This is a genomic window from Streptomyces tailanensis (assembly GCF_008386495.1).
In the GTDB taxonomy this organism is placed as follows: domain Bacteria; phylum Actinomycetota; class Actinomycetes; order Streptomycetales; family Streptomycetaceae; genus Streptomyces; species Streptomyces tailanensis.
On sequence record NZ_VTHJ01000001.1, the window covers coordinates 16,193 to 40,493 of the forward strand.

The 24,301-nt window shown below is 72.2% G+C and carries 18 protein-coding genes and 1 pseudogene; 6 read left to right on the forward strand and 13 right to left on the reverse strand.

The features are described 5' to 3' along the window. Positions 1-12 precede the first annotated feature (12 nt). The 3 genes from F3T56_RS00085 to lipB form a co-directional block, all read right to left on the reverse strand. A complete protein-coding gene (locus tag F3T56_RS00085; protein WP_149822550.1) occupies positions 13-216 on the reverse strand; it encodes an SCO2195 family GlnR-regulated protein in 204 nt (67 codons plus the stop codon). Between the two features lie 269 nt (positions 217-485). Beyond that, positions 486-1,451 carry a lipoyl synthase gene (gene lipA, locus F3T56_RS00090; protein WP_149822551.1) on the reverse strand — a complete coding sequence of 322 codons (966 nt, stop codon included), beginning with the start codon at positions 1,449-1,451 and terminating at the stop codon, positions 486-488. A 467-nt stretch (positions 1,452-1,918) separates the two neighbouring features. Next, positions 1,919-2,710, reverse strand: coding sequence for a lipoyl(octanoyl) transferase LipB (lipB, locus tag F3T56_RS00095; RefSeq protein WP_149822552.1), 792 nt, complete (start codon positions 2,708-2,710; stop codon positions 1,919-1,921). Positions 2,711-3,078: 368 nt separating this feature from the next. On the opposite strand from lipB, the gene F3T56_RS00100 reads away from it, so the two are divergent. Continuing rightward, positions 3,079-4,521: an NsdA family TPR-like regulatory protein gene (locus F3T56_RS00100; protein ID WP_149822553.1), complete on the forward strand. Its 1,443-nt coding sequence runs from the start codon at positions 3,079-3,081 to the stop codon at positions 4,519-4,521. A 48-nt stretch (positions 4,522-4,569) separates the two neighbouring features. Here F3T56_RS00100 and F3T56_RS00105 read toward each other — a convergent pair whose 3' ends face one another. Both F3T56_RS00105 and F3T56_RS49965 read right to left on the reverse strand, forming a co-directional pair. After that, on the reverse strand, positions 4,570-5,967 hold the full coding sequence (locus F3T56_RS00105) for an NAD(P)/FAD-dependent oxidoreductase (protein ID WP_149822554.1): 1,398 nt from the start codon (positions 5,965-5,967) through the stop codon (positions 4,570-4,572). 563 nt (positions 5,968-6,530) lie between these two features. Then, positions 6,531-8,013: pseudogene (locus F3T56_RS49965) on the reverse strand (serine/threonine-protein kinase); the annotation flags it as partial. Positions 8,014-8,027: 14 nt separating this feature from the next. Between F3T56_RS49965 and F3T56_RS00115 the strand changes: the two are divergent. Together F3T56_RS00115 and F3T56_RS00120 are read left to right on the forward strand one after the other, a co-directional pair. Further along, a complete protein-coding gene (locus F3T56_RS00115; RefSeq protein WP_149822556.1) occupies positions 8,028-9,008 on the forward strand; it encodes a helix-turn-helix transcriptional regulator in 981 nt (326 codons plus the stop codon). A gap of 80 nt (positions 9,009-9,088) precedes the next feature. Next, positions 9,089-9,613 carry a DUF4240 domain-containing protein gene (locus F3T56_RS00120; RefSeq protein WP_149822860.1) on the forward strand — a complete coding sequence of 175 codons (525 nt, stop codon included), beginning with the start codon at positions 9,089-9,091 and terminating at the stop codon, positions 9,611-9,613. Between the two features lie 25 nt (positions 9,614-9,638). Here the strand turns inward: F3T56_RS00120 and F3T56_RS00125 are convergent, their stop codons facing one another. Together F3T56_RS00125 and F3T56_RS00130 are read right to left on the reverse strand one after the other, a co-directional pair. Beyond that, positions 9,639-9,935: a hypothetical protein gene (locus F3T56_RS00125; protein WP_149822557.1), complete on the reverse strand. Its 297-nt coding sequence runs from the start codon at positions 9,933-9,935 to the stop codon at positions 9,639-9,641. A 146-nt stretch (positions 9,936-10,081) separates the two neighbouring features. Beyond that, positions 10,082-10,948 (reverse strand): peptidoglycan recognition protein family protein, encoded by an 867-nt coding sequence (locus tag F3T56_RS00130; protein WP_149822558.1) that lies wholly within the window; start codon positions 10,946-10,948, stop codon positions 10,082-10,084. Between the two features lie 272 nt (positions 10,949-11,220). On the opposite strand from F3T56_RS00130, the gene F3T56_RS00135 reads away from it, so the two are divergent. Continuing rightward, the gene (locus F3T56_RS00135) at positions 11,221-12,405 is read left to right on the forward strand and encodes a MarP family serine protease (protein ID WP_149822559.1); all 1,185 of its coding nucleotides are present in this window, start codon (positions 11,221-11,223) and stop codon (positions 12,403-12,405) included. Positions 12,406-12,429: 24 nt separating this feature from the next. Here the strand turns inward: F3T56_RS00135 and F3T56_RS00140 are convergent, their stop codons facing one another. Beyond that, positions 12,430-12,918, reverse strand: a complete 489-nt coding sequence (locus F3T56_RS00140) for a GNAT family N-acetyltransferase (protein WP_172638738.1) — start codon at positions 12,916-12,918, stop codon at positions 12,430-12,432. Positions 12,919-12,991: 73 nt separating this feature from the next. Between F3T56_RS00140 and F3T56_RS00145 the strand changes: the two genes are divergently transcribed. Then, positions 12,992-13,927: a TIGR01777 family oxidoreductase gene (locus F3T56_RS00145; protein WP_149822560.1), complete on the forward strand. Its 936-nt coding sequence runs from the start codon at positions 12,992-12,994 to the stop codon at positions 13,925-13,927. 293 nt (positions 13,928-14,220) lie between these two features. Then, positions 14,221-14,706, forward strand: coding sequence for a hypothetical protein (locus F3T56_RS00150; RefSeq protein ID WP_149822561.1), 486 nt, complete (start codon positions 14,221-14,223; stop codon positions 14,704-14,706). Between the two features lie 75 nt (positions 14,707-14,781). On the opposite strand, the gene aceE is transcribed toward F3T56_RS00150, so the two are convergent. The 5 genes from aceE to F3T56_RS00170 form a co-directional block, all read right to left on the reverse strand. After that, positions 14,782-17,484 carry a pyruvate dehydrogenase (acetyl-transferring), homodimeric type gene (aceE, locus tag F3T56_RS00155; RefSeq protein WP_149822562.1) on the reverse strand — a complete coding sequence of 901 codons (2,703 nt, stop codon included), beginning with the start codon at positions 17,482-17,484 and terminating at the stop codon, positions 14,782-14,784. A gap of 341 nt (positions 17,485-17,825) precedes the next feature. Next, on the reverse strand, positions 17,826-18,287 hold the full coding sequence (locus F3T56_RS46840) for a hypothetical protein (RefSeq protein ID WP_216372909.1): 462 nt from the start codon (positions 18,285-18,287) through the stop codon (positions 17,826-17,828). Positions 18,288-18,429: 142 nt separating this feature from the next. Next, positions 18,430-18,579, reverse strand: coding sequence for a hypothetical protein (locus F3T56_RS45965; protein WP_172638739.1), 150 nt, complete (start codon positions 18,577-18,579; stop codon positions 18,430-18,432). Positions 18,580-18,614: 35 nt separating this feature from the next. Then, entirely contained in the window at positions 18,615-23,471 is a 4,857-nt protein-coding gene (locus tag F3T56_RS00165) for a cation-translocating P-type ATPase (protein WP_246203306.1), read from the reverse strand. 130 nt (positions 23,472-23,601) lie between these two features. Continuing rightward, complete coding sequence (locus tag F3T56_RS00170) at positions 23,602-24,243, reverse strand: GntR family transcriptional regulator (RefSeq protein ID WP_149822563.1); 642 nt, start codon at positions 24,241-24,243, stop codon at positions 23,602-23,604. Positions 24,244-24,301 lie beyond the last annotated feature (58 nt).

Sequence of the window (24,301 nt, forward strand, 5' to 3'; positions counted from 1 at the left end):
ATGCGCGGTGGGTTACGACATACGCGAGGCGACGACCTCTTCGAGGACGCGCTCGGCCTCGACACGGTCCTTGGCGCGGCGGCGGTCCTCCAGGACGGAGGTCCAGGCGTTGCGACGGGCGGTGCGCTGACCGCTGCTCATGAGCAGCGACTCGACGGCACGGAGTGCATCGGTGAAGGACGGGATGGCGGTGGCGCGTACGGGCGCGGCCTGCATGATGGAGGTCCCCCCTCGGGAGTGGTGCTCTGGTGAGAGCTGTACGGGGTGTAAAACCAGGGTCACTGATTGGTGTTACCAGGGCGTGACCGACCGGTCAAACACCAATGAAACCTTGATGGGCGGCCCTTGAACGCCGACGCGACCCCGACAGGGCCCTCATCTGCGAGGACGGTCGGGGCCGCGGTCAATCGGCCGTTACTGACGGGTAGCCGCTTGTGCTCAGATTCACACGACCGTGTGGCACTGCGTGCCATTTGGCGGAGTGGTCAGACGGCCTGCGAAGCGACGTAGGAACCCCGCTTCTCGATGGCCATCTGGTACAGGCGGCCGGCGCGGTACGAGGAGCGGACGAGCGGGCCGGACATCACGCCGGAGAAGCCGATCCCGTCGGCCTCCTGCTTCAGTTCGACGAACTCCTGCGGCTTGACCCAGCGCTCCACGGGGTGGTGGCGGACGCTCGGGCGCAGGTACTGGGTGATGGTGACCAGCTCGCAGCCGGCGTCGTGCAGCTGCCGGAGCGCCTCGCTGACCTCCTCGCGGGTCTCGCCCATGCCGAGGATCAGGTTCGACTTGGTGACCAGGCCGTAGTCGCGGGCCTCGGTGATGACCTTCAGGGAGCGCTCGTAGCGGAAGCCGGGGCGGATGCGCTTGAAGATGCGGGGGACCGTCTCGACGTTGTGCGCGAAGACCTCGGGGCGGGAGGCGAAGACCTCTTCCAGCAGCTCCGGGACGGCGTTGAAGTCGGGGGCGAGGAGCTCGACCTTGGTCTGGCCGGCCTCGCGCTCCGCCGTCTGCTGGTGGATCTGCCGTACGGTCTCGGCGTACAGCCAGGCGCCGCCGTCGGGGAGGTCGTCGCGGGCGACGCCGGTGATGGTGGCGTAGTTCAGGTCCATGGTGACCACGGACTCGCCGACGCGGCGGGGCTCGTCGCGGTCGAGGGCCTCGGGCTTGCCGGTGTCGATCTGGCAGAAGTCGCAGCGGCGGGTGCACTGGTCGCCGCCGATGAGGAAGGTGGCCTCGCGGTCTTCCCAGCACTCGTAGATGTTGGGGCAGCCCGCCTCCTGGCAGACCGTGTGCAGGCCCTCGCTCTTCACGAGGCTCTGCATCTTCGTGTACTCGGGGCCCATTTTCGCCCGGGTCTTGATCCACTCGGGCTTGCGCTCGATGGGGGTCTGGCTGTTGCGGACCTCCAGGCGCAGCATCTTGCGTCCGTCGGGTGAGACTGCGGACACATCGGCTCCCTGTGCTTCGATTCTTCGGCGTACACCAGCGTACGCCCGTGCGGTTCTCGGTTCCCTGGGTGGGCAACCTTCGCGATCGGGGCGGCATTCCCTTTTCGCCCCCGCCGCCCCTACCCGTCCCTCCCCCACTCTCGGCTTCGCTCGAGAGTGGGGGGACCCCCATCCAGGGGCTGCCGCCCCTTCGACCCCGCACGCCTGAGAGCTCGGGGGTTGCGGGTTCGTGGGCGGGTGCGGGTTGTGTTGGGTTGCTCGCGCAGTTCCCCGCGCCCCTTAAAAGCAGGGAGTGCCCCCGGGTAACCAGGGGCGCGGGGCTGTGGCATATGCGGCCCCGCCGCGTGGGCGCGACAAGCCCCCACCCACCCGCACCCGCAAACGCACCCAAGGGGGTCGAAGGGGCGCAGCCCCTGGATGGGGGAGGGACGGGTAGGGGCGGCGGGGGCGAGGAACTCTCCGGCGGGTCACGCCGGTGCCCGTTCCACCTCTCGTGGCTTCAGGTCCGCGTTCTCCAGAACCTCCCGCAGGTGCTTCTCGGCCACGGGTAGGACCTCGGCGATGGTGATGTCGCGGGCGAGTTCGTTCGCCAGGGACGTGACACCGGCGTCACGGATACCGCAGGGAATGATGCGGTCGAACCACACGTTGTCCGGGTTCACGTTCAGCGCGAAGCCATGCATCGTGACGCCCTTTGCGACGCGGATGCCGATCGCCGCGACCTTGCGGTCCTCGCGCCGCTGGCCGGCGTTGGAGGGCGCGTACTCGGGCCCGTTGAAGCGCGGGTCGAACTCCTCGTCGGTCATCCGGGGGTCGAGATCCAGCGACAGCCCGCCCAGCCGCTGCTCGACCGGGGCGCCCAGCACCCACACCCCGCTCCGGCCCTCGACCCGGGTCGTCTCCAGGCCGAACTCCGCGCACGTGAGGATCAGGGCCTCTTCGAGCCGCCGTACATGGGCCACGACGTCCACCGGGCGCGGCAGCTTCTGGATGGGGTAGCCGACGAGCTGCCCGGGGCCGTGCCAGGTGATCTTGCCGCCGCGGTCGACGTCCACGACGGGCGTGCCGTCGAGGGGGCGCTCGTTGTCGGCCGTGCGCCGGCCCGCCGTGTAGACCGGGGGGTGCTCCAGGAGCAGCACGGTGTCGTCGATCTCGTCGGCGAAGCGCGCCGCGTGCACCCGGCGCTGCTCGTCCCACGCCTCCTGGTACTCGACGGCCTCCGTGCCGAACCCCATGCGGACGAACCGCAACCCACTCACGGCAAGCGCCTCCCTCGGCGGTACGGCCGTGCGGCGGCACCGCGATAGCTGTGTCAGCCAAGCTGTGTCAGGCACATAACGCGCCCACGCCACTGTACGACCGTACGACCGGGTGCCGTACTCCATGCCCGCCCCCGTCGTACTCCGTGACCGCCCGGCGTACGACGGGAAGCACCGGCGCGCGACGGAGGCCTTTCTCGTCAGCCGCGCAGTGAATCCTCACACGATCGGATGAATGGACACGAAAGTGTGCGATCAGGCGCTTACTCTCCGCTACATTCGCGCCGTTCACAAGGCCGCAAAAGGCTTCTCACCAGGCAATCCGGGAAACCCCGCCAACACCCGGAAGGCAGGAGACCGCACCGCAGATGACGGAACGACCCGCGCAGCGCACCCCCAACCGCCAGCTCGCCGCCCTCATCGCAGAAGCGGGGTTCTCGAACGCGGGACTAGCGCGCCGTGTGGACCAGCTCGGTCTCGAACACGGCCTCGATCTCAGATACGACAAGACGTCGGTCACCCGGTGGCTGCGCGGTCAGCAGCCCAGGGGGACGACCCCCGCGCTCATCGCCGAGGTGTTCACCCGCCGCCTCGGCCGCAGGCTCACCGCCCAGGACCTCGGCCTGGACGCCTGCGCCCCCGTGTACGCGGGGCTGGAGTTCGCCGCGACCCCCGAGGAGGCCATCGACATCGTCAGCGGGCTGTGGCGCAAGGACTCCGGCAGCCACGCCGAGCTGCGGAAGATCGCCTTCACACCCGCCGGGCTCGTCGTGCCGAGCCGGGACTGGCTGATCGGCCGCGCCGACGACCGGGTGGGCCGGGGTGATCCCGGCGGCACCCCCCGCGTCCCCCCGCAGGGCCGCCCGGCCCTGCCCCGGCAGCGCAGCCAGACCGAGCGCGGCCCCGGCCAGAAGGTCACCGGCGGGGACATCGCCGCCCTCCGCTCGGTCGGCGAACTCTTCCGCGCCCTCGACGACGCCTACGGCGGCGGCCACGCCCGCCAGGCCCTGGTGCGCTATCTGGAGCACGAGGCCGAGCCGATGCTGCGCGGCGCGTACGGCGAACAGACCGGCCGGAGGCTCTTCGCCGCCGCCGCCGACCTCACCCGGCTGGCCGGCTGGACCTCGTACGACATCGGTGCCCACGGGCTCGCCCAGCGGTACTTCGTGCAGGCGCTCAGGCTGGCGCAGGCGGCGGGGGACCGGGCGTACGGGGCGTACGTCCTGGTCACGATGAGCCGTCAGGCGGTCTATCTGGGGCACGGACGGGAGGCCGTGCAGCTCGCGCGCGTCGCTCAGCAGGGCGTCGGGTCGGCCGTGCCGCCGGTCGTGCAGTCGCTGCTGCACGCCGTCGAGGCGCGCGGGCACGCGGTGCTCGGGGAGGTGCGGGCCTCCACGGCCGCGCTGGTCCGGGCCGAGCGGGCCCTGGAGACGGCCCGGCCCGGGGATGAAGTCCCCTACTGGGCACGGTTCTTCGACGAGGCCCAGCTCGCCGACGAGTTCGGGCACAGCCACCGCGACCTCCAGCAGTACCGCGCCGCCGCCCAGCACGCCGAGCGCTCGCTGCAACTGCGCGCCCCCGCGTACGCCCGCAGCCGCCTCTTCTGCCGGGTCGTCCTCGCCTCCGCCCGGCTCGGGCTCGGGGAGCTGGACCAAGCCTGTCAGTTGGGCGCGGAGGCCGCAGGGCAGGCCGCGGAGATGCGGTCGGTGCGGGCCGTGGAGTACGTACGGGACTTCGAGCGCAGGCTGGAGCCGTACCGGGACGCGGCACCGGTCCGGGGGTATCGGGACAAGGTGGCGGCGTTGGGATAGGGGGACGATGAGGAGGGGGCGCCCGGTGACAGGGCGCCCCCTCCCGGCCTACGCGGCGTTTTCCAGGGGCTCTTCCTGCGGCGTCGGGTGGGCGTCGAGGTCGGTGAGGATGGCGTGGGCGGCTCGGCGGGCCGAGTGGAGGGCGCCCTGGACGGTGCTGGTGTCGCGGTGGTCGCCGCAGACGTAGAGGCCGGCGAGGAGGCGTACCGGGCGGCGCGGGTCGTGCGGTGCGGGCATCGCGGGGACGGCCTCGGGGGTGTGGTGGACCGCGAGGAGCTCCCAGCGGGTCGTGGACGTCCGGTAGAGACGGGCCAGTTGGGCGCGGACCGTGGCGTCGAGGTGCGCGGGGTCCGGGGGAGTGCCCAGCACGGTGGACGTGATCAGAGCGCGGCCCGCCGGGGCCCGGGCCGGGTCGACCTGGCTGATGACCGCGGTGTGCGAGACGGGCCCGCTGCGGTCCGCGTCGAGGAGCAGCGCCGGTTCGCCGAGCGGGGGCTCGTCCGTCGCGTGGTGCAGGACCGTCACCGGGTGGAACTCCGGTACGCGCAGCCCGGGGAGCAGTTCCGCGGCGGACCGGGCGTCCGTGGCCAGCACCACGGAACGGCAGGGGAGTTCACCGTGGTCCGCCGTCGTCACCGAGGTCGTGCTGATCTCGGTGGCCCGGACCCCCGTGCGGACGGTGCCCGGCGGAAGGGCGGCCGCGAGGAGCTCCGGCAGGGTGTCGGCGCCGCCCTCCGGTATGCACAGTCGGCCCGTCGCGAAGGCGTGCAGGGCCAGGTCGGCGCAGCGGCTGGAGGTCTGGAGCGTCGGGTCGGCGAGCAGGGCGGCCAGCAGCGGCCGTACGAAACCGTCGATCGTCCGGGGCGGGAAACCCCGGGTCGCCAGCGCCTCGGCGATCGGCACCTCCGCCCGGGTGGCGAGCCGCGCCGGCGCGGTCGCGGCGAGCCGGGCCAGGGCCATGGCCAGCCGGGACTGGTCGGCGGGGGAGCCCAGGCGGCCCGGACGCGTACCGGCCGAACGGCCCGGGGAACGGCTCTGGTTGCGGGGCAGCCTGGGGGCGCTTGCGAGGGCGCGCGCGGCTGTGAGTGCGCCCCTTGCGCTTCGGAGGGTCGGGGTGGCGCCGGCGCGGTGATGATGGCCGTCGGCGTGCAGCAGGACGCCGGGGGCGAACGGGCGCAGCGGCAGGGTGTCCAGGCCCGGCGTTCGACGCAGCTCGGGGTAGGACGTGGAGAGCAGTGGGGCGGTGCGGTCGAGGCGGAAGCCGTCGACCTTCTCCGTGGCCATCCGGCCGCCGATGGCCGGCGTGGCCTCCAGGACCGTGGTCGTCAGACCCGCCCTGGTCAGATGACCGGCCGCCGCGAGGCCGGCCACGCCGGCTCCCACGACGATGACGTCCACGGGTTCCGTGTCCGCTGAGTACGTCGATTGGTACACCGGCTCAAGCACGGGCCCCTCCCGGAGGTCGCGCGGCTGCTGGGGAGGTCATGCCCCCAACGCCCTTCTGAAATACCTGAGTTCGCGACGAGGGTGAAGGGGTGGGGGCGAGCCGGGGAAGTAGCGTGTGACCTCGCACGGGGGCATGGCCGGGGCACCTGTGCGCCCGGCGTCCGGCCGGGGAGGTTTCGCCCCCGCCGCCCCTACCCGTCCCATCCCCAGGGGAGGCTGCCCCTTCGACCCCGCCAGGGGCCGTGCCTCCTCGCCCCCGCACCGCCACGGGCCTCCGCCCCCAGACCCCCGCTGGGGGATGAGGGGGGTGGCTGAGGTGCGTGTGTCCGTGACGGTTGTGTTGGGTTGCTCGCGCAGTTCCCCGCGCCCCTAAAAAGCCTGGGTGCCTGTGTAGGGGTCCGGGTGTGACTGGGGGGTGGGCCGTACGGCCAAGGCGTCGTGCAGGTCGGAGAGGCGGTCCAAGATCGCGGCCCGTTGTTCGACGAGGCCGCCGACCGGGGTGAACTTGCTGTCGGCGAGAATCGCGGCCACGGTCTCGCGCAGGTCGCTGAACGCGTCCAGCCCTTGGATCCGGTCGGTTTTGGCGTTGGCGTCGGCCACGATGTCCTCGGCCTGACGCATGGCGGTGGCTACCACCTGGCGGGCACGGCGCTCGGCGTCGACGCGCAGCTTCTCGGCCTCCAGACGCAGCTGCTCCGCGCGGTGCTCGATCTCGGCGAGCCGCTGCTGGGCCTTGGCCTGGCGGGTGGCCAGGTCGCGCTCGGACTGCTCACGCCGCTTGGCGAGGTTCGTCTCGAAGTCTGCGGCGGCCCGCGCGGCCTTTGCACGGGTCTCCTCGAAGAGGGCGTCAGCCTCCTCGCGCTTGAGCCGCACGTCCGTCTGCGCCTCAGCCCGCAGCCGGGAGGCCTCGCTCTTGGCCCTCTCGACGATCCGGACGCCCTCGTTCTCGGCCTCGGCCTTGCGCTCCTCGGCATAGGCCTCGACATCGTCGCGTACCTGCTGGGCCGCGGACTCCGCGAGCGCGCGGTGCTGCTGGGCCGCGCGCAGGGCCTCCTCGCGTATCGCGTCGGCGTCCACCGCGTGGGCCCCGGACGGAACGGATGCCGGCCTCTCCTCCAACGCGGCGAGTTGGTCGACGACCTCGCGGGCAGCGCCGGGGCGGGCGTCGGGCTCGCGGGCCAGCAGGCGCATCACCAACGCGCTCAGCTCGGCCGGAACTTCGGGGTTCAGCAGGTGCGGTGGCTCGACCTGCCCGACGGCGATCAAGTGCATCTGCGCGAACTGGTTGTCGGCGACGAGCGGCGGCCGGCCGGTGAGCATGAAGTAGAGCACGCAGCCGAAGGAGTACAGATCGGTGCGGTGATCCACGGACTGCTCGCCGCGCGCCTGCTCCGGTGACATGTACAGCAGCGTGCCCATGACCACACCGGTGCCGGTGAGCCCGCTGACCAGCACCGTGTCACCGAGGAACTTGGCGATGCCGAAGTCGAGCACCTTTAGGTCGCCGTCCCCGGCGAACATGATGTTGTCCGGCTTGATGTCGCGGTGCACGATGCCCTGCCCGTGCGCGGCGTCGAGGGCCTGCGCGACCTGGCGCCCCCAGCCGACCGCCCGTGTCCAGTGCGGCCGTCGCTCGAAGACGGCGTCGGCGAGGGTGCGCCCGGTGAGGCGCTCCATCACCATGTACAGGGCCCGTTCGCCGTCGAGGTCGGCCTCGCCGCAGTCGTGGGCGATCACGGTGTGGCGGCCGGGCAGCCCGGCGGCGGACCTGATCTCGCGCTGGAACCTGAGGAACGTCTCGTGCTCGCCCAGCCGCGGCAGCGCGGTGACGAGCTTGACCGCGACGTCGCGCTGCATCCGCTTGTCACGGGCGCCCCACACCTGGCCCATCGCGCCCCGCCCCAGCCGCTCGACCAGTTCATACCGGCCGTCCAGCATCGCCCCCCGCATAGCGCCCTCCCCGCTGCCCGCCGAGTCCGCCGCCAAGCCTAGAAGATCGCCCGCACGCACGGGCGTCGGGGAGCGGATTCCCGGAAGGCGGATCATGGCAGGCTGAACGCATGCGTGCTGCTCGGCTCATCAAGATGGTGCTGCTTCTTCAGTCGCGGGCGTCCATGACCGCCGCTGAACTGGCCCGCGAGCTGGAGGTGTCGGAGCGGACGGTCACCCGGGACGCCCAGGCGCTGTCGGAGGCCGGGGTTCCGGTTTATGCGGACCGGGGCCGGGCGGGCGGGTACCGGCTCATCGGTGGCTATCGGACACGCCTCACCGGGCTGGCCCGGAACGAGGCCGAGGCGCTGTTCCTGTCCGGCGTACCGGGCGCCCTGCGCGACATGGGTCTGGAGGACGCGGCCTCCGCCGCCCGGCTGAAGGTGTCGGCCGCCCTCCTCCCCTCCCTCCGCGACGCCCCCCGCACCGCCGCCCAGCGGTTCCACCTCGACGCCCCGGGCTGGTTCAACGAACCCAAGACCCCCGAACTCCTCCCCGCCATCGCGGACGCGGTGTGGGACGACCGCCGGATCACCGCGCGCTACCGGCGGGGAGATACCGAGGTCGAGCGGGTGCTGGAGCCGTACGGTCTCGTACTCAAGGCCGGGGTCTGGTACCTGTGCGCACGCGTCCCGGAGCCCGCCCCCGGCTCCTTCCGTACGTATCGCATCGACCGCTTCACCACGGTCGACACCGGCTCCGATCGGTTCGTCCGTGACGAAGACTTCGACCTTCCCCGCTACTGGGACGACCAAGCCGAGCGGTTCGCCCGCTCGATCCTGCGTGCCGAGGTCGTCGTACGGCTCTCGGCGGAAGGTGTGCGGAGGCTGCCGTACGCCGTGGATCCCGTCGCGGCCCGGGACGCGCTCACGGCGGTGACCGACGGCCCCGACGACTGCGGCCGGGTCACGGTCACGCTCGGGGTCGAGTCGGAGGAGGTCGCGCACAGCCAGCTCACGGCGCTCGGACCGGAGGTCGAGGTGCTGGCGCCCGAAACCCTCCGGGCCCGGTTCGCGGACGACGCGCGGCGGCTCGCCGCGCTGTACACGTGACGCGGGACACAGCGCGCGGGCCGACAATCCGTCGCCCTCCACGTGCGTCCCACCCCTCCAGGCACGATGCTTGTCCCGTGATGGACGAGACGGAGTTCTGGGAGTTGGTGGACACAACCCGGGAGGACGCCGAGGGCGATCCCGAGGACCACGCCGACCTGCTCGTGGAACGGCTCGGCCGGCTCGACCCGGAGGCCGTGCTGGACTTCGCCCGGCACTTCGAGTCGCGTTACAACCGCGCGTACACCTGGGATGTGTGGGGCGCCGCCTGGGTGCTGCTGGACGGGGCCAGCGACGACGCGTTCGACTTCTTCCGGTGCTGGCTGATCGGCCAGGGCCGGGAGGTCTTCGAGGGCGCGGTGCACGACCCGGACTCGCTCGCCGACCTGCTGGACGACTTCGACGAGGAGATCGACGGCGACGGCGAGGAGCTGGGATACGCCGCGGACGAGGCGTACGAGCAGCTCACCGGCGTCGTCGCCCCGGACCTCGGCATCCCGCCCGCGCCCGGCGAACCCGAGGGCACCCCGGTCGACTTCGAGAACGAGACCGCCCTCGCGGAACGCTATCCGAAGCTCTGGGAGCGGTTCCGGACCCAAGTTTAAGCAGGTGTAAGCAGGTGTAAGAGGGTCAGGCGCGCAGGCCGCGGCTCGTCGTGCGCGGCAGGTACGCGTACTGCTCGGTGGTGTGCGGCTGGGCGCGGTGGCGTTCCCTGCCCGGGGCCGGGTGCTCGGGGGCCGACGCGCCGTGCAGCGGGGCCGAGTTGGCCCGCTCCAGCGCGGACGCGGTGACCGCGGACGGGCCGAGCACGACGACGGCGGTCGCGCAGGCCACCGTCCAGGGGCTCCGCAGGGCGGAGGACCAGGACCTCTTCGGGTTCCGGTTCCGGGACGTGTTCGACATGTTCTTCGTACGGCTGCTCATCATCTTCCCCACCTCCGGTCGGCGTGACACGACGAAGTTAGGGCGCGGATCTTGGAGAAGTCTGTGAGACCTCGGCGCGCTGTCTGTGAAGCTCATGAGATCCGGCTCAGACCGATGAGAACCGTCTGTAAGAGCCCTCCTACCCCGTCCTACGACCGTCGTCCCTGGAGCCGTGCCGCCAGTTCTCTGATCGCGGGCAGGCGTTCCGCGAGGGCCGCGCCGGGGCAGCTGGTCATGTAGCCGTCGCTGTGACCCGCGAGGGTGGGCAGCAGGGCGGTGGTGCCGGCGGCGTAGCGGCTGAGGCTGTTGCTGGAGGTGAGGCGCACGCTGCCGCGTGGGTCGAGGCCCGTCAGGCCGAGTTTCCAGGCGGCGAGGGCGGCGATCGCGTCGGTCATGGCCTGCGGGACCGGCACGCCGGCGGTGAAGGTGCCGAGGGCGGCGATGCCGGTGGTGCGGTGGTTGAAGCCCTGGGTGTGGGCGCCGGTGACGGGGCGGTCGACGCCGCCCGCGCGGCCCTCGTAGATGGTGCCGCAGCGGTCGACGAGGAAGTTGTAGCCGATGTCGTCCCAGTCCTTGGCGCCGGTCTGGCCCGCGTACAGGTATCGGATGATGCGGGGGGCGTCGGCGCAGTCGTAGTCGATCGGCGAGTCCGTGTGGTGGATGAAGACGGCGGTGACCCGGTCGTCGTAGCGGGCGGGCGGCTGGCTGCGGGCGTCCCCGGCCAGCCAGCGGGCCCTCGGCACGATGGGGGGTCTGGGCGCCTGGTGCGGGAGGGCGGGACGGGTCTCGACGGGCTGCCGGGCGGGGCGGTGCGCCGTACGGTCCACGCCGATCGCGTACAGCACCAGCGCCAGGACGGCGGCCAGCCCCGGCAGACAGGCCAGCGTGAGGAGGAGGGGACGGGGCAGGGTCGTCCGCGCGCGGAGCACGGCGTCGGCGAGTCGTGTCCGCTCCCGGAGCAGCCGTATACGCGCGTGACTTGTCCGGCGCCGCCACACGCGTGACAGCCGCCGCATTCGCGCCCCTCGCGACACCCGGAACACACGCATGCGCCCAGCCTCCCCCGACTGTCCGCCCGCCGCATGTGGGGTGTGCCACCCGGTGGAAGTGGAAGGAACCAACTGCGCGGTCCGGGACGTTTTACGGTTCCAGGCAGATTTCGCGGTTCCAGGCAGATGTGGCGCACCGGTGGCCGATTTTCGTACGCCGCCGACGCGCCGTACGGACGTAGCTGATCACTGCGCCCAACCCACGCGTACTACAGGGTCCCAAGAGAAAGGCGGCTGGAGTGGACGTGCTCGACATCCTGCTGATGCTGGTGATCCTGGCCTACGCGGCGTCCGGGTACCGTCGCGGCCTGGTCGCGGGATGTGTGTCCCTGGCCGGTTTCGTGGGCGGCGCGGCGATCGGCGTGTGGGTGCTGCCCTGGGTGATGGAGCTGGTGGAGGCGGGCACTCCGGCGGCGACGGTCACGGCGGTGCTGACGGTGCTGGTACCGGGGGTGATCGGGCACGAACTGGCGGGCCGGCTGGCGCTGACGCTGCGCCGGGAGATAGACCGCAGCCCGCTGCGCATGGCCGACGGCATCGGCGGGGCGGCGGCCAACACGGTCGCCGTGCTCATCGTGGCCTGGGTGGCCGCGAGCGTCCTCGGGGCCTCCTCCTCCGCGGTGGTCACCAACTCGATCCGCAACTCCGCGCTGCTCGGCGCCGTGCAGAACACCATGCCGGACACCACCCCGGCCTGGTTCTCCAACGCCACCTCCGCGCTCACCGAGGCGGGCTTCCCCCAGGTCTTCAACCCGTTCGAGAACGAGGCGACGGCCGAGGTCGCCAAGCCCTCCGGGGACAGCGTCACGGCGGCCGCGACCAGCGCCGCCAAGCACAGCACGGTCAAGATCGAGGGCGTCTCGGGCACCCAGGGCCGCGAGGGCAGCGGCTTCGTGTACGCCACCGAGCATGTGATGACCAACGCCCATGTGGTGGCCGGCATCGACGACCCGAGCGTGCGCGTGGGCGGCGTGGGCAAGGCGTACGAGGCGCGCGTGGTGCTCTTCGACGCCGACAAGGACGTGGCGGTGCTCTACGTCCCCGGTCTGCGGGCGCCCCTCCTGCGCTTCGACGACAGCGCCTCGCGCGGCGACGCGGCGGTCGTCGCCGGCTACCCGGAGGACGGTGGCCTCGACCTCCAGGCGGCCACCGTCGCCAGCCGTATCGACGCGACCGGCCGCAACATCTACAACACCGACACGGTCACCCGCGACATCTACTCGATTCGCTCCACCGTCCGCCCCGGCAACTCCGGCGGCCCCCTCCTCACCACCCAGGGCCAGGTCTACGGCGTCGTCTTCGCCCGCTCGACCTCGGACGCCGAGACGGGATACGTCCTGACCGTGGACGAGGTCGCAGCCGAGGCGGAGCGGGCGGCGACCTCGACGACGGCGGTGGACACGGGAGAGCTCACGACTTCGTGACGTCGTAAGGGGGTTGGTGGGTGGTCAGAGCCGACAGCCCATCAGTACGTCGTCCACGTACGCCCCGTCCAGCAGGAACTCCTCCGGCAGGATCCCCTCCACCACGAACCCCTCGGACTCGTAGAGCTTCCTGGCCGGGGTGTTGTGCCCGAGGACCCGCAGGGTGAGCCGGCGGGCTCCTCTGCGCCGGGCCTCGTCCTGCGCGGCCCGCAGCAGCGTCCGTCCGACCCCGGCCCCGCGCGCCTCGTCGGCGACGACGAGCCCCTGGATCTGGCGGACGTGCGCGTTGCAGGCGAGGGGTGACGGCAGACCGAGCCGGACGTAGCCGACGACGATGCCGGCGACTTCGGCGACGAGGTGGTCCCCGGGTCCGTAACGCTCGTTGAAGAAGGGGGCGTACGGCTGTCTGGGGCGCTCCTGGACGGAGTGCGGCGGGGACCAGGTGACGCGGTCGAGTCGGCCGAGGGTCTCCTCGTCGTCCGGGGTCGCGAGGCGTATGTACGGAACAGGCATGCCGGTCACTGTACGGCGGCCGGTACGCCACCCCTGGCCCGCGTGCTCGGCCGCTGACCGGCAGGATGGGGGCATGAACGATGATGCGTCCGTGCCGTCCGTGCCGCCGCCCGGTTCCCGTGTCGTGATCGCCGGGGCGTCCGGCCTGATCGGTTCGGCGCTGGCCCGTTCCCTCACGGCGGACGGGTACGAGGTGCTGCGGCTCGTACGGCGGGAGCCGCGGGCGCGGGACGAGGCGCGCTGGGATCCGGAGGCCGGGCGGGTCGACGCGGCGGCGCTGGAGGGGTGCGCGGCCGTGGTGAACCTCGCGGGCGCGGGGGTCGCGTCCCGCCGCTGGACGAAGGCGTACAAGGCGACGATCCGCCGCAGCCGGGTGCTCGGCACCTCGACGCTCGCGAAGGCCGTCGCGTCCCTGGACGCGCCGCCGGGTGTGTTCGTCAACGGCAGCGCGATCGGGTTCTACGGCTCCACGGGCGACCGGGTGGTGGACGAGTCGGCGCCGGCCGGGGAGGGGTTCCTGCCGTCGTTGTGTGTGGAGTGGGAGGGGGCGACGGAGGCCGCGTCGGCTGCCGGGATCCGGACGGTGTTCGCCCGTACGGGGCTGGTAGTGGCCCGGGGTGGGGGTGCGTGGGGGCCGTTGTTCCCGCTGTTCAAGGCCGGGCTCGGGGGGCGGATGGGGGACGGGCGGCAGTACTGGAGCTTCATCGCGCTGCGGGACGAGGTCGCGGCGTTGCGTCATCTCATCGACTCGCCGTCGCTGTCCGGGCCGTTCAATCTGACGGCGCCGGCGCCGCTGACGAATCGTGAGATCACGGCGGCGATGGGGCGGGTTCTCCGCCGGCCCACTCTCTTCACCGTGCCGGCGCCCGTGCTTCGGCTGGTTCTCGGTGAGGTGTCCGGGGATGTTCTCGGGAGTACGCGGGCGGTGCCGACGCGGTTGCTGGAGTCGGGGTTCGAGTTCGCGTATCCGGGGATCGAGGAGACGATTCGGGTGGCGGCGAGCGGCTGAGCGGGGTCTTTTCTCGCCCCCGCCGCCCCTACCCCTCCCACTCCGCCGCCGTGCGGAACTTCCCCGTCTCCCGGGGCAGGGGTCCTCCTCGGTCTTCACCCAGGCACCCTCGCGGTTGCCGTTCCAGATGCCGGCGCTCTACGCGACGAGGTGGGACATACTGCGAGGCACGAGGGCGGCACGCATGATCCTCGTGCCGGACGGGGCCCTACGTCGTGTCTGACAAAGATCATGACGTGGCGGCGGTCTTCCTCCAGGCACGTGGTGGGACTGCGTGTGGGAAGGTCATGCGTGTGATCAACCAGGATGGCGGCTCAGGCCGCCGCGAACTCGTACTCGTGGGCGAAATGAGCCCTGCGGACGTCGTGCTTGTCTACCGCGAGGCGCTTCGCGTGCTGCGTTCCGGCATCGACGCAGCCCACCTCGACGCCTATAGCGACGATGCCTGGCCAACCGCTGTGCTGCACTCGTACGAACGCGCGCTGTCCCTGGCACGGGAGGCGGTGGCGGATGGCCATCGCTCCCGGCGCGCCGATCCCGGGATGGGGATCGACATCGACGTCCACGACGACGCGCAGTTCGAGCTGATGTTGGACTTGGCTCCCCACACGATCAACGCCGAAGGCCGACGAGGGAACCGGCTGATCTTCAGCGCCAGTGACTCGGGAACCTCCCTGTGGATTGCCGTGACACAGGAACAGGAAGTGGAACTCCTGTCCCGACTGGACGCGTTGGGAATACCACCAACCGCGCTCGCCGTTCAGCCACGCGGCCGCTGAGGCGCATTATTTACCTCAGCGTCATGGGACGGGTAGGGGCGGCGCGGGGCGAAAACCCCTCGCCGCCCCCCGGCGTCAGAGCCCGTACCGCTCCCGCGCCTCCTTTACCGCCGTCGCCTTGACCTCACCCCGCCGCGCCAGCTGGGCCAGCGCGGCGACGACGATGGACTGGGCGTCGACGCCGAAGTGGCGGCGGGCGGCCTCGCGGGTGTCCGACAGGCCGAAGCCGTCGGCGCCCAGCGAGGAGTAGTCCTGCTCGACCCACTGGGCGATCTGATCGGGAACCTGGCGCATGTAGTCGGAGACCGCCAGCACCGGCCCGTCGGCACCCTGCAGCGCCTGCCGGACGTACGGCACCCGCTCCTCGCCGCGCAGGAGGGCCGCGTCGGCCTCCAGGGCGTCACGGCGGAGCTCCGACCAGGACGTCGCCGACCAGACGTCCGCCGCCACACCCCATTCCTCGGCGAGCAGCTTCTGCGCCTCGACGGCCCAGTGGATCGCCGTGCCGGACCCCAGCAGCTGGATCCGCGGGGCGTTGGCCACCGGCGACAGCCCCGCCGACTCCGCCGTGTTGAAGCGGTACAGGCCCTTGACGATGCCCTCGTCGATGCCGAGGCCGGCCGGCTTGGCGGGCTGGGGGAGGGGCTCGTTGTAGACCGTCAGGTAGTAGAAGACGTTCGGGTCCTCACCCGGGGCCGCCTCGCCGTACATGCGGCGGAGACCGTCCTTCACGATCGCCGCGACCTCGTACGCGAACGCCGGGTCGTACGTCAGCGCCGCCGGGTTCGTGGCCGCGATCACCGGCGAGTGACCGTCCGCGTGCTGGAGGCCCTCGCCCGTCAGCGTCGTACGGCCGGCCGTGGCGCCGACGAGGAAGCCGCGGCCGAGCTGGTCGCCGAGCTGCCACATCTGGTCGGCGGTGCGCTGCCAGCCGAACATCGAGTAGAAGATGTAGAAGGGGATCATCGCCTCGCCGTGCGTGGAGTACGCGGTGGACGCGGCGATGAAGTCCGCCATCGAACCGGCCTCGGTGATCCCCTCGTTGAGGATCTGGCCGTCCTTGGCCTCCTTGTAGTACATCAGCTGGTCACGGTCGACCGGCTCGTACGTCTGGCCCTTGGGGGAGTAGATCCCGAGGGAGGGGAAGAGCGACTCCATACCGAAGGTGCGTGCCTCGTCCGGCACGATCGGCACCCAGCGCCTGCCCGTCTCCTTGTCGCGGACCAGGTCCTTGATGAGGCGTACGAAGGCCATCGTCGTCGCCACGTTCTGGGAGCCCGAGCCCTTGTCGAAGGACGTGAACGCCTTCTCGGCGGGGGCGGGCAGGGGCGCGAGCGCGTGCGTACGGCGGGCCGGGGCCGGGCCGCCGAGGGCCGCGCGGCGCTCCTGGAGGTAGCGGACCTCGGGGGAGTCGGCGCCCGGGTGGCCGTAAGGCACCACACCGTCGACGAACCGCGCGTCCGAGATCGGCAGTTCCAGCAGATCCCGCATCGCCTTGAACTCGTCCACCGACAGCTTCTTCATCTGGTGGTTGGCGTTCTTCGACGCGAAGCCCTCGCCGAGGGTGAAGCCCTTGACGGTCTGGGCCAGGATGACGGTCGGGGCGCCCTTGAACTCGACGGCGGCCTTGTAGGCGGCGTACACCTTGCGCGCCTCGTGACCACCACGGGAGAGGTGGAAGCACTCCAGGATCTTGTCGTCGCTCAGCAGCTTCGCCATCTCGACGAGTGCCGGGTCGGCGCCGAAGAAGTCCTGGCGGATGTAGGCCGCGTCGCGGGTCTGGTACGTCTGGACCTGCGCGTCCGGTACCTCGCGCAGACGGCGTACGAGCGCGCCGGTGGTGTCGAGCTGGAACAACTCGTCCCATGCCGAGCCCCAGAGCGACTTGATGACGTTCCAGCCGGCGCCGCGGAACTGGGCCTCCAGCTCCTGCACGATCTTGAAGTTGGCGCGGACCGGGCCGTCGAGGCGCTGCAGGTTGCAGTTGATGACGAAGGTGAGGTTGTCCAGGCCTTCGCGGCTCGCGAGGGCGAGGGCCGCCGTCGACTCCGGCTCGTCCATCTCGCCGTCGCCGAGGAACGCCCAGACGTGGGAGTTGGAGACGTCCTTGATGCCGCGGCTGGTCAGGTAGCGGTTGAAGCGCGCCTGGTAGATCGCCGAGAGCGGGCCGAGGCCCATCGACACCGTCGGGAACTCCCACAGCCAGGGCAGGCGCCGCGGGTGCGGATACGACGGGAGGCCGTTGCCGCCCGACTCGCGGCGGAAGTTGTCGAGGTGCTGCTCGTTCAGGCGGCCGTCGAGGAAAGCGCGGGCGTAGATACCGGGGGAGGCGTGGCCCTGGATGTAGAGCTGGTCGCCCGAGCCGTCGGCCTCCTTGCCCTTGAAGAAGTGGTTGAAGCCCGTCTCGTAGAGCCAGGCTGCGGAGGCGAAGGTGGCGATGTGGCCGCCGACGCCGTATTTGGAGCCGCGGGTGACCATCGCGGCCGCGTTCCAGCGGTTCCACGCGGTGATACGGCGCTCCATCGCCTCGTCACCGGGCACGCCCGGCTCGGCGGCGGTGGGGATGGTGTTGACGTAGTCCGTCTCGAGCAGCTTGGGCAGCGCGATGCCGTTGCCCTCCGCGCGCTCCAGGGTGCGGCGCATCAGATACGCGGCACGGTGCGGCCCGGCCGCCTTGGTGACGGCGTCCAGCGAGGCCTGCCATTCGGCGGTCTCCTCCGGATCGCGGTCGGGGAGCTGGTCGAGCGCGCTCGGCTGGATGGCGTTGGGGTCGGTCATTGCGCCGCCTTCCTCAGTCGAAGGGGGTTCCCTCATCGGTAAGGGTTCGGGGTTGCCCTTGGTCTTTGGCAGGACAGGGCGAAGGGCTTGGGTGCGGTAACACCCTGCGGCTCCCGCCGCGCGGCCCGTCGGCGACTGTAACTCGCTGATCGATGATCGATCAAAGGGTTGAGAGGCAAAACTTCTTGATCACGAGAAAGTAGGCACGCGGTGCCTCCGGCGGGGACACCGGGTGCCGTGTTACTCGGGAGTTTGCGCAGGTGGGGCGGCGTTTGAGTGGGGGATGCGGCGGGGCCGGGCGCATATCGGCTCCGGCCCTGTGGGTTTTGGGATGCGAAAGGTCAGCTCGTGGCTGTCTGTGCGGTCGGCGGCACCATGCCGGCGGGCTGCTCGGTACGGGCGGAGGCCTCGTCGGCGCCTTGCTCGCGCTGTCCCTGTTCTTGTTCGGCGCTGCGGCGCTGTGCGGCCTGCTCGCGGGTGATCACTTCGGTGGCGGCGCCGACGGCGAGGGCGATCGGCCACTCGATGATCTGGGCGGCGGCCATACCGCCGAGCGCTCCGTAGAAGGCCAGCTTGCGCGGTGAGGGAAGCCGCGCCATGCCCTGCTGCCCCGACCGCGCCATGCCCTTGCGGACACCCGTGAACAGGTCACCGGGTGTCACATACGGGATCGGTACCCGTGGGTGCGCGGTGTGCAGGTGGACGACCTTGTCGTACGCGTGATGCTCGGCCGACTGTTGCCGCTCGGATTCCGGCTGCGCCTGCTCGGTTTGCGGTGCTTGCTGCGTCTGTGGGGAAGTCATCTCCGTCCCTCCCGATACTGGGCGACGTGAGTGAAAGTCTTCTCCCTACTGCGCCTTCCATCCTTGGGTGGCGATAAACGACTCAAACCCGAAAAATCGGGTAAACGAGACGATCCCGACGAACCCTGTGAAGCGAGCGGCCTCAGGCGTACGCGGCCGCCGGGCGCCCGCTGTTGAGGAACGCCTTCCAGAGGGCCATGGACAGGCGGATCAGCGCGGCCTCGATCACGGCGATGGCTACGTTGGTCAGGATCGCGGCGAGGAAGTGCGGCATGGTTCCGTCTACTTTCATATGAATCGTGCGGGGGGCCATTCCTTTGTCCGGTATCAGGGCTTCCGGGAGGCAGCCGCAAGATGACGTCCAGGTGAACTCGCGACGGATCCCATCACCGAAGGCAGCGCGACGGACCCCGCCGCCGAGGCCAGCGCGATCGTCCAGCCCACCGGGCCGAGCGGCCGGCTGCCGAAGAAGTGGCTGAGCCCCGGCACGCTCACCACCCCGCCCAGCACCACCAGGGACCCCACCACGGCCGCCGCGACCACCGGATCGCGGCCCGCGTCCGCCAGCGTCTGGAAAAGCTGGGAGGAGACCAGGGCGACCAGCGCGACGGTGTCGGCGCGCCCCCGCGTACCGGTCGCCCGGGCCACCAGCCAGGCCACGGCGGCGGCCGCCGTGGTGACGACGGCACGCAACCGGATGTGCCGGTTCAGGGCCGCGCCGAGCGACGCCTCGGGCCCCTCCGTGAGCAGCCTGTCGGTGGCGTGGTCGGCGGGCGGGCGGGCGGCGATGGCCATGGCGGGCAGCATGTCCGTGAGCAGGTTGACCAGCAGGAGCTGGCGGGCGTTCAGCGCGCTGCGCCCGGTGAGCACACTCGTCGCCAGGGTGAAGACGATCTCCCCGACGTTCCCGCCGAGCAGGACGCCCAGCGCCTTGCGCACCGACGCCCACATCGCCCGGCCCTCGACGATGGCGTCGACGATGGTCTCGATGCGGTCGTCGGTGACCACCACGTCGGCGGCGGAACGGGCCGCCGGAGTCGCCCGGGAGCCCAGCGCGATGCCGACGTCGGCGATCCGGATGGCGGGCGCGTCGTTGGCGCCGTCGCCGGTCACGGCCACGATCCGGCCCGCCAAGCGCAGCGCGCGCACGATACGCACCTTGTGCGCCGGGGTGACCCGGGCGAACACGGTGACGCCCGGCAGCGCCCGCGCGAGCCCGGCGTCGTCGAGGGCGTCCAGCTCCACCCCGGTCATCAGCCGGGGCTCCTCCTCAGGCCGCAGCTCCCGGGCGATCGCCGCCGCCGTACTGGGATGGTCCCCGGTGACCATGACGATGCGCACCCCGGCCGTGGCCAGCCGCCGTACGCTCTCGGCCGCGGTCGCCCGTACGGGATCGGCGAGGCCCAGCAGCCCCAGCAGACACAGCCCGTCGAGGTTCTCGTCGCTGAAGTCCGCGAGGTCGGCCAGCGCGGTGTCGTCCCGCGGCGCGTCCTCGGGCAGGACGTGCTCGGCCACCGCGAGGACCCTCAGGCCCTGGCGGGCCAGCCGGTCGGTCTCCGCCTCCATGACCTCCCGCGCCCGGTCGTCGAAGGGCATGCTGCCGCCGTCCCGGCGGATCCGGTCGCAACGGGCCAGTACGACCTCGGGGGCCCCCTTGACGACGATCCGCGCCCGGTCGCCGGAGCGCCCCAGCACGGCGTGGAAGCCCCGACCGGGCTCGAACGGCAGCTCCGTCACCCGGTCCCAGGCCTCGTCGGGCAGCCCCGCCGCCCGGGCCGGGGCGGCACCCAGCAGCTCGGCCCCGGCCGCGATGGCACGGTCGGTGGGATGGGCGAGGGACGCGGCGGGCCCCGGCGGACCGGCCAGCGCCGCCACGGCCACGACCCGGCGCAGCGCCGGGCTCAGCCGGTCGGGCGAGCTCCGCTCCACCCCGTCGGACACCTGCTGGAGGCTGATCCGGCCCTCGGTGAGCGTGCCGGTCTTGTCGAAGCACAGCACATCGGTACGCCCCAGCGCCTCGATGGTGGAGGCGCCGCGTACGAGGGTGTCGCGGGTGGACAGCCGACGGGCCGCGGCCAGTTCCGCGACCGTAGCGACGAACGGCAGCCCCTCCGGTACGGCGGCCACGCACAGGCTGACCGCCGACCCCAGGGCGGCGCCCGGCGGACGCCTGCGGAGCAGTTCGACGGCGAGGAGGACGACGCCCGAGGCGACCGACATCGGCAGGAACCACCGGCCCAGGGTCTTCAGCCGCCGCTCCACACCGCTCGCCGGCGGCTCCTCCCCGGGAGCGGTCTGCGCCGCGCTGCCCGCCTCGGTGGCCGTCCCGGTGGCCACGACCACGGCGACCGCGTGACCGGCCGCCACCGTCGTCCCCTGGTACAGCATCGACGTACGGTCCGCGACGACCCGGGCCGACGTCGGAGCCGTGCTCTTCACGACGGTCTGCGACTCGCCGGTGAGACTGGACTCCTCGGTCTCCAGCCCCGTCGCCCGCACCACCCGGCAGTCGGCCGGGACCGAGTCACCGGGTTCGAGTTCGATCACATCGCCGCGCACCAGGTGCTCGGCGGCCGCCTCGACCGCCTCGGACCGGTCCGGGCGGCGCACCCGCACCCGTACGGAGGTCGCCTCGACCAGCCGCTGGGCCGCCCGGTCGGCCTTCTGCCGCTGCACCCCGCCCACCAGCGCGTCCGTACCCAGCACCCCGCCGATGAGGACGGCGTCCACCACGGAACCCAGCGCCGCCGAGATGCCGCCGCCGATCGCCAGCACGGGCGTGAGCGGATTGGCCAGTTCCTCCACGAACCGGCCGAGCAGGGTGGCGGCACCGGCGCGCCGGTCACCGCCCTCGACCTGACGGCGCCGTACGGCCTCGGTCTCGTCCAGCCCCCGGGAGGAGGTGCCGAGCCGCGCCATCACCTGACGTACCGTCATGGCGTGCCAGGGCGTGGGCTCGATGGCCGCCGGAGCCGGGCGGGTGTGCAGCCGCCGGCCCGCCCAGAAGCCCGCGGCGATCCCCGCGATGGTCATCCCGTCGCTCACCAGCCGGGCCTGCGCCCAGGCCCTCGGATGGGGTACGAAGAGGCCGAGGGCCGAGCCCGCGAGGGCGCCGCCGCCCTCCAGCCGGGTGCACAGCACACTCACCCGGCGGGCCTCCGGCACCGCCGTCAGCAGCAGATGGACGACATCCGGCGGGGCCGCGACATGGGCGTCCCACGGCACATGGCGGCCACTGCCGAGCACCCCGACGGCCAGATCCGCCCGGGCGAAGGCGCGCCGCGTCCGGGCCGCGACCACCGCCACACCATGGCCCTCGGCCTGGAGCGAGCGGACCAGCGCGGCCGTACGGCGGTGCCCGGTCGGGGCCGCCTCGGGAAGGCCGAAGCGGCGGTGCAGCCCCGGCGGGCCGCCCACCAGCCGGACCTCGCCGCACTCCCGCGCCGCCCGCACCAAGTGCTGGGCCAGCGGCTGCAGTTGGGGTACCAGTCCGGCCACGGCGACCGGCGTACCCTCCCGCGACACGAGCACGACCCGCGCACCCTCCTGGGCCCACCGCTCCATCAACGCGGCCGTCTCCTCGGACACCACCGCGCCCCCCGGCACACCGCCCGCGTCCGTGAACGGCTCCAACGCCCACCCCGCCAACTGGGATGGCACGGCGCGCCCCTTGCCGCGTCGCGGACCCGGCTCGCCTGGCGCGCCCGGCTCGATCAGTTCGAGGATCCGCGCGTGCAACTCGTCGTCTTCCGGGGTGGGTTGAGCGTCGTCGGCGGGGCGGCCGTTCGGGCCCTGTCGGGGGCCGTCGGTGTGCTGACCGTTCGGGTCGGCTTGTGGGCCGTCGGTGCGTCGGCCGTCCGGCCCGGCTTCCGTCGTGGCCGCGTGCGGCCCATCCGCGGCGCCCCCCAGCCCGTCGGGGCGTGCGGCCTCCTCCGTGTCGTCCCCCGCCCCGTCCGGGTGCGCGGAGTCCGTTCCGGTCCGCACCTCCTTCGGGTGCTCGGCGTCCGTGCCGCCCTCCGTTCCGTCCGGGAGTTCGCCATTCAGGCCCGCCGCCCCTTCTCCCGGCCCGCCGGGCGGTGTCAGGCGGGCCACGCCCTCGACCATCCAGCCGCCGTCGGCCAGCACGCGGGCGTCCAGGACGACGGTGTCGATGCGGTCGAGGCGGCGCAGGGCCTGCGGCCGTAGGACCAGGGCTCCCCGGTCGGAGAGGGTCCTGGACACCGAGGAGGCGTACGACTCGCCGCCGTAGCGGGGGCCGCGCGGTGTCCCGGCGGTCAGCAGCGCCAGCCCTCGGTCGTGGCTGAGCGTGCCGACCGCGGTGAGGCCGTACGCCGCGACGGACGCCGGCACCGCCACATTGGCGTACCGCTCGCTCGGCCCCGGCGGCAGCGGGGCGGGCCGCGCGTAGGCGGGCGCCGCGTCATGGCGGTACGCCCCCTCGTGCGCGGCGAGCCTGCGCGCCCACTCCTCCCAGGTCCTGCGGCGGCCCTGGACCTCCGCGTACCGGGCGGCGGCCAGAACGGTGTTCACCGCGGCGCCGAGCGGCCGGAACGTCAACGTCGTCAACAGCAGGTTCGTCGCATGCCAGCCCCGCTCCGCGGCGACCTCGCCGAACCGGTCGGCGATGCCCTCGCGCAGCCACGGGGTGGCCTCCACGAGCTGGACCGCCGAGATCACCACCGGCGGCAGCCCGCGCAGCCGCAGAAGGTTGCCGACCGACGCCACCCCCACCGCCACCAGGCCCGCACCGAGGTGAACGCCCGCCTCGACCAGCACCCCCGCCCGGCCGGGAAAGCCCAGCGCGGCGGCGCCCCGTTCACCCTTGTCCGGTCCGGTGCCGCCCGCCTCCGGCCCCGCGGCGTCCGCGGCCGAGACCAGGGCGACGACGCGCTCCAGATCGGTCTCGGGCGCGCAGCCGACGTACACACAGCCCAGGGCGCCGTTCACCTCGGCCCGGCTCACACCCGGCACCCCGCGCAGTGCCTTCTCCACCTCGCGCGCCTCGCCCGCCGTGCCGGGAAGCCCCAGCCGCCGGGTCTCGACCTGCACACCGCCGGCGGTCCGCCAGAGCCGTGGCGTACGGGGCGCGTCCCCTTTCCCTGGTGCTGCCACGGTGGTCAACCACTCGGTCGCGGAGCGCACAGACCGGGAGATCATGGACGGCGACAGCACGGGCCAGATCACGTGGACCTCCACGATCGGCCTCGGGGGGCGTGACCGGAGTCCCGAACGACTCACGGCTCCCACCAGTATGCGCACGCCCTACCAGCGCCGTCCTGCGCAGGAGAGCGAACGGGGGGAGAGGCTCGCGGGCTCAGGCGGGTACGTCGGCGACGCGGGGAGCGCAGCCGAGCACATGCTCCTTCACCAGGCGCCCGATGTCCGGATCCCGACGCTTGAACGCGTCGACCAGCGCCTGGTGCTCCTCCGCGTACGACTCCTGCCGAGTCCCCAGCCACCGGATCGACAGGGCCGTGAACACCTCGATGCCCAGCCCCTCCCAGGTGTGCAGCAGCACGCTGTTCCCGGCCGCCCGGACCATCTCCCGGTGGAAGGCCACGGTGTGCCGTACCTGGGCCGTGCCGTCGGCGGTGCGGTCCGCCTCGTACAACGCCGCGACCTGTGGTTCCAGCGCCGAGGTGTCCTCCGCCAGCCGCGCCGCCGCCAACTCGGCGGCGATCTGCTCCAGGCCCGCGCGGACCGGGTAGATCTCCTCCAGATCGGTGGCCGTGAGGTTCCGTACGCGTACGCCCTTGTTCGGCGCGGACTCGATCAGCCGCAGCGACTCCAGCTCGCGCAACGCCTCGCGTACGGGTGTCTGGCTGACCTCCAGCTCCGTCGCGATCCGCCGCTCCACGATCCGCTCACCCGGCTTCCAGCGCCCGCTCACGATCCCCTCCACGATGTGCTCGCGGATCTGTTCGCGCAGCGAGTGGATGACGGGCGCGGTGGTCATGAGGGCTCCTTAGGGCGCGTCGACGTTTAGACAATAAGGCCGGTTCCCTCCGGGGGTT

Coding starts and splice junctions, on each gene's coding strand:
- F3T56_RS00085 (WP_149822550.1), bottom strand. CDS start 216: ATGCAGGCCGCGCCCGTACGCGCCACCGCCATCCCGTCCTTCACCGAT.
- F3T56_RS00100 (WP_149822553.1), top strand. CDS start 3,079: ATGACGGAACGACCCGCGCAGCGCACCCCCAACCGCCAGCTCGCCGCC.
- F3T56_RS00115 (WP_149822556.1), top strand. CDS start 8,028: ATGCGTGCTGCTCGGCTCATCAAGATGGTGCTGCTTCTTCAGTCGCGG.
- F3T56_RS00120 (WP_149822860.1), top strand. CDS start 9,089: ATGGACGAGACGGAGTTCTGGGAGTTGGTGGACACAACCCGGGAGGAC.
- F3T56_RS00125 (WP_149822557.1), bottom strand. CDS start 9,935: ATGATGAGCAGCCGTACGAAGAACATGTCGAACACGTCCCGGAACCGG.
- F3T56_RS00130 (WP_149822558.1), bottom strand. CDS start 10,948: ATGCGGCGGCTGTCACGCGTGTGGCGGCGCCGGACAAGTCACGCGCGT.
- F3T56_RS00140 (WP_172638738.1), bottom strand. CDS start 12,918: ATGCCTGTTCCGTACATACGCCTCGCGACCCCGGACGACGAGGAGACC.
- F3T56_RS00145 (WP_149822560.1), top strand. CDS start 12,992: ATGAACGATGATGCGTCCGTGCCGTCCGTGCCGCCGCCCGGTTCCCGT.
- aceE (WP_149822562.1), bottom strand. CDS start 17,484: ATGACCGACCCCAACGCCATCCAGCCGAGCGCGCTCGACCAGCTCCCC.
- F3T56_RS46840 (WP_216372909.1), bottom strand. CDS start 18,287: ATGACTTCCCCACAGACGCAGCAAGCACCGCAAACCGAGCAGGCGCAG.
- F3T56_RS45965 (WP_172638739.1), bottom strand. CDS start 18,579: ATGAAAGTAGACGGAACCATGCCGCACTTCCTCGCCGCGATCCTGACC.
- F3T56_RS00170 (WP_149822563.1), bottom strand. CDS start 24,243: ATGACCACCGCGCCCGTCATCCACTCGCTGCGCGAACAGATCCGCGAG.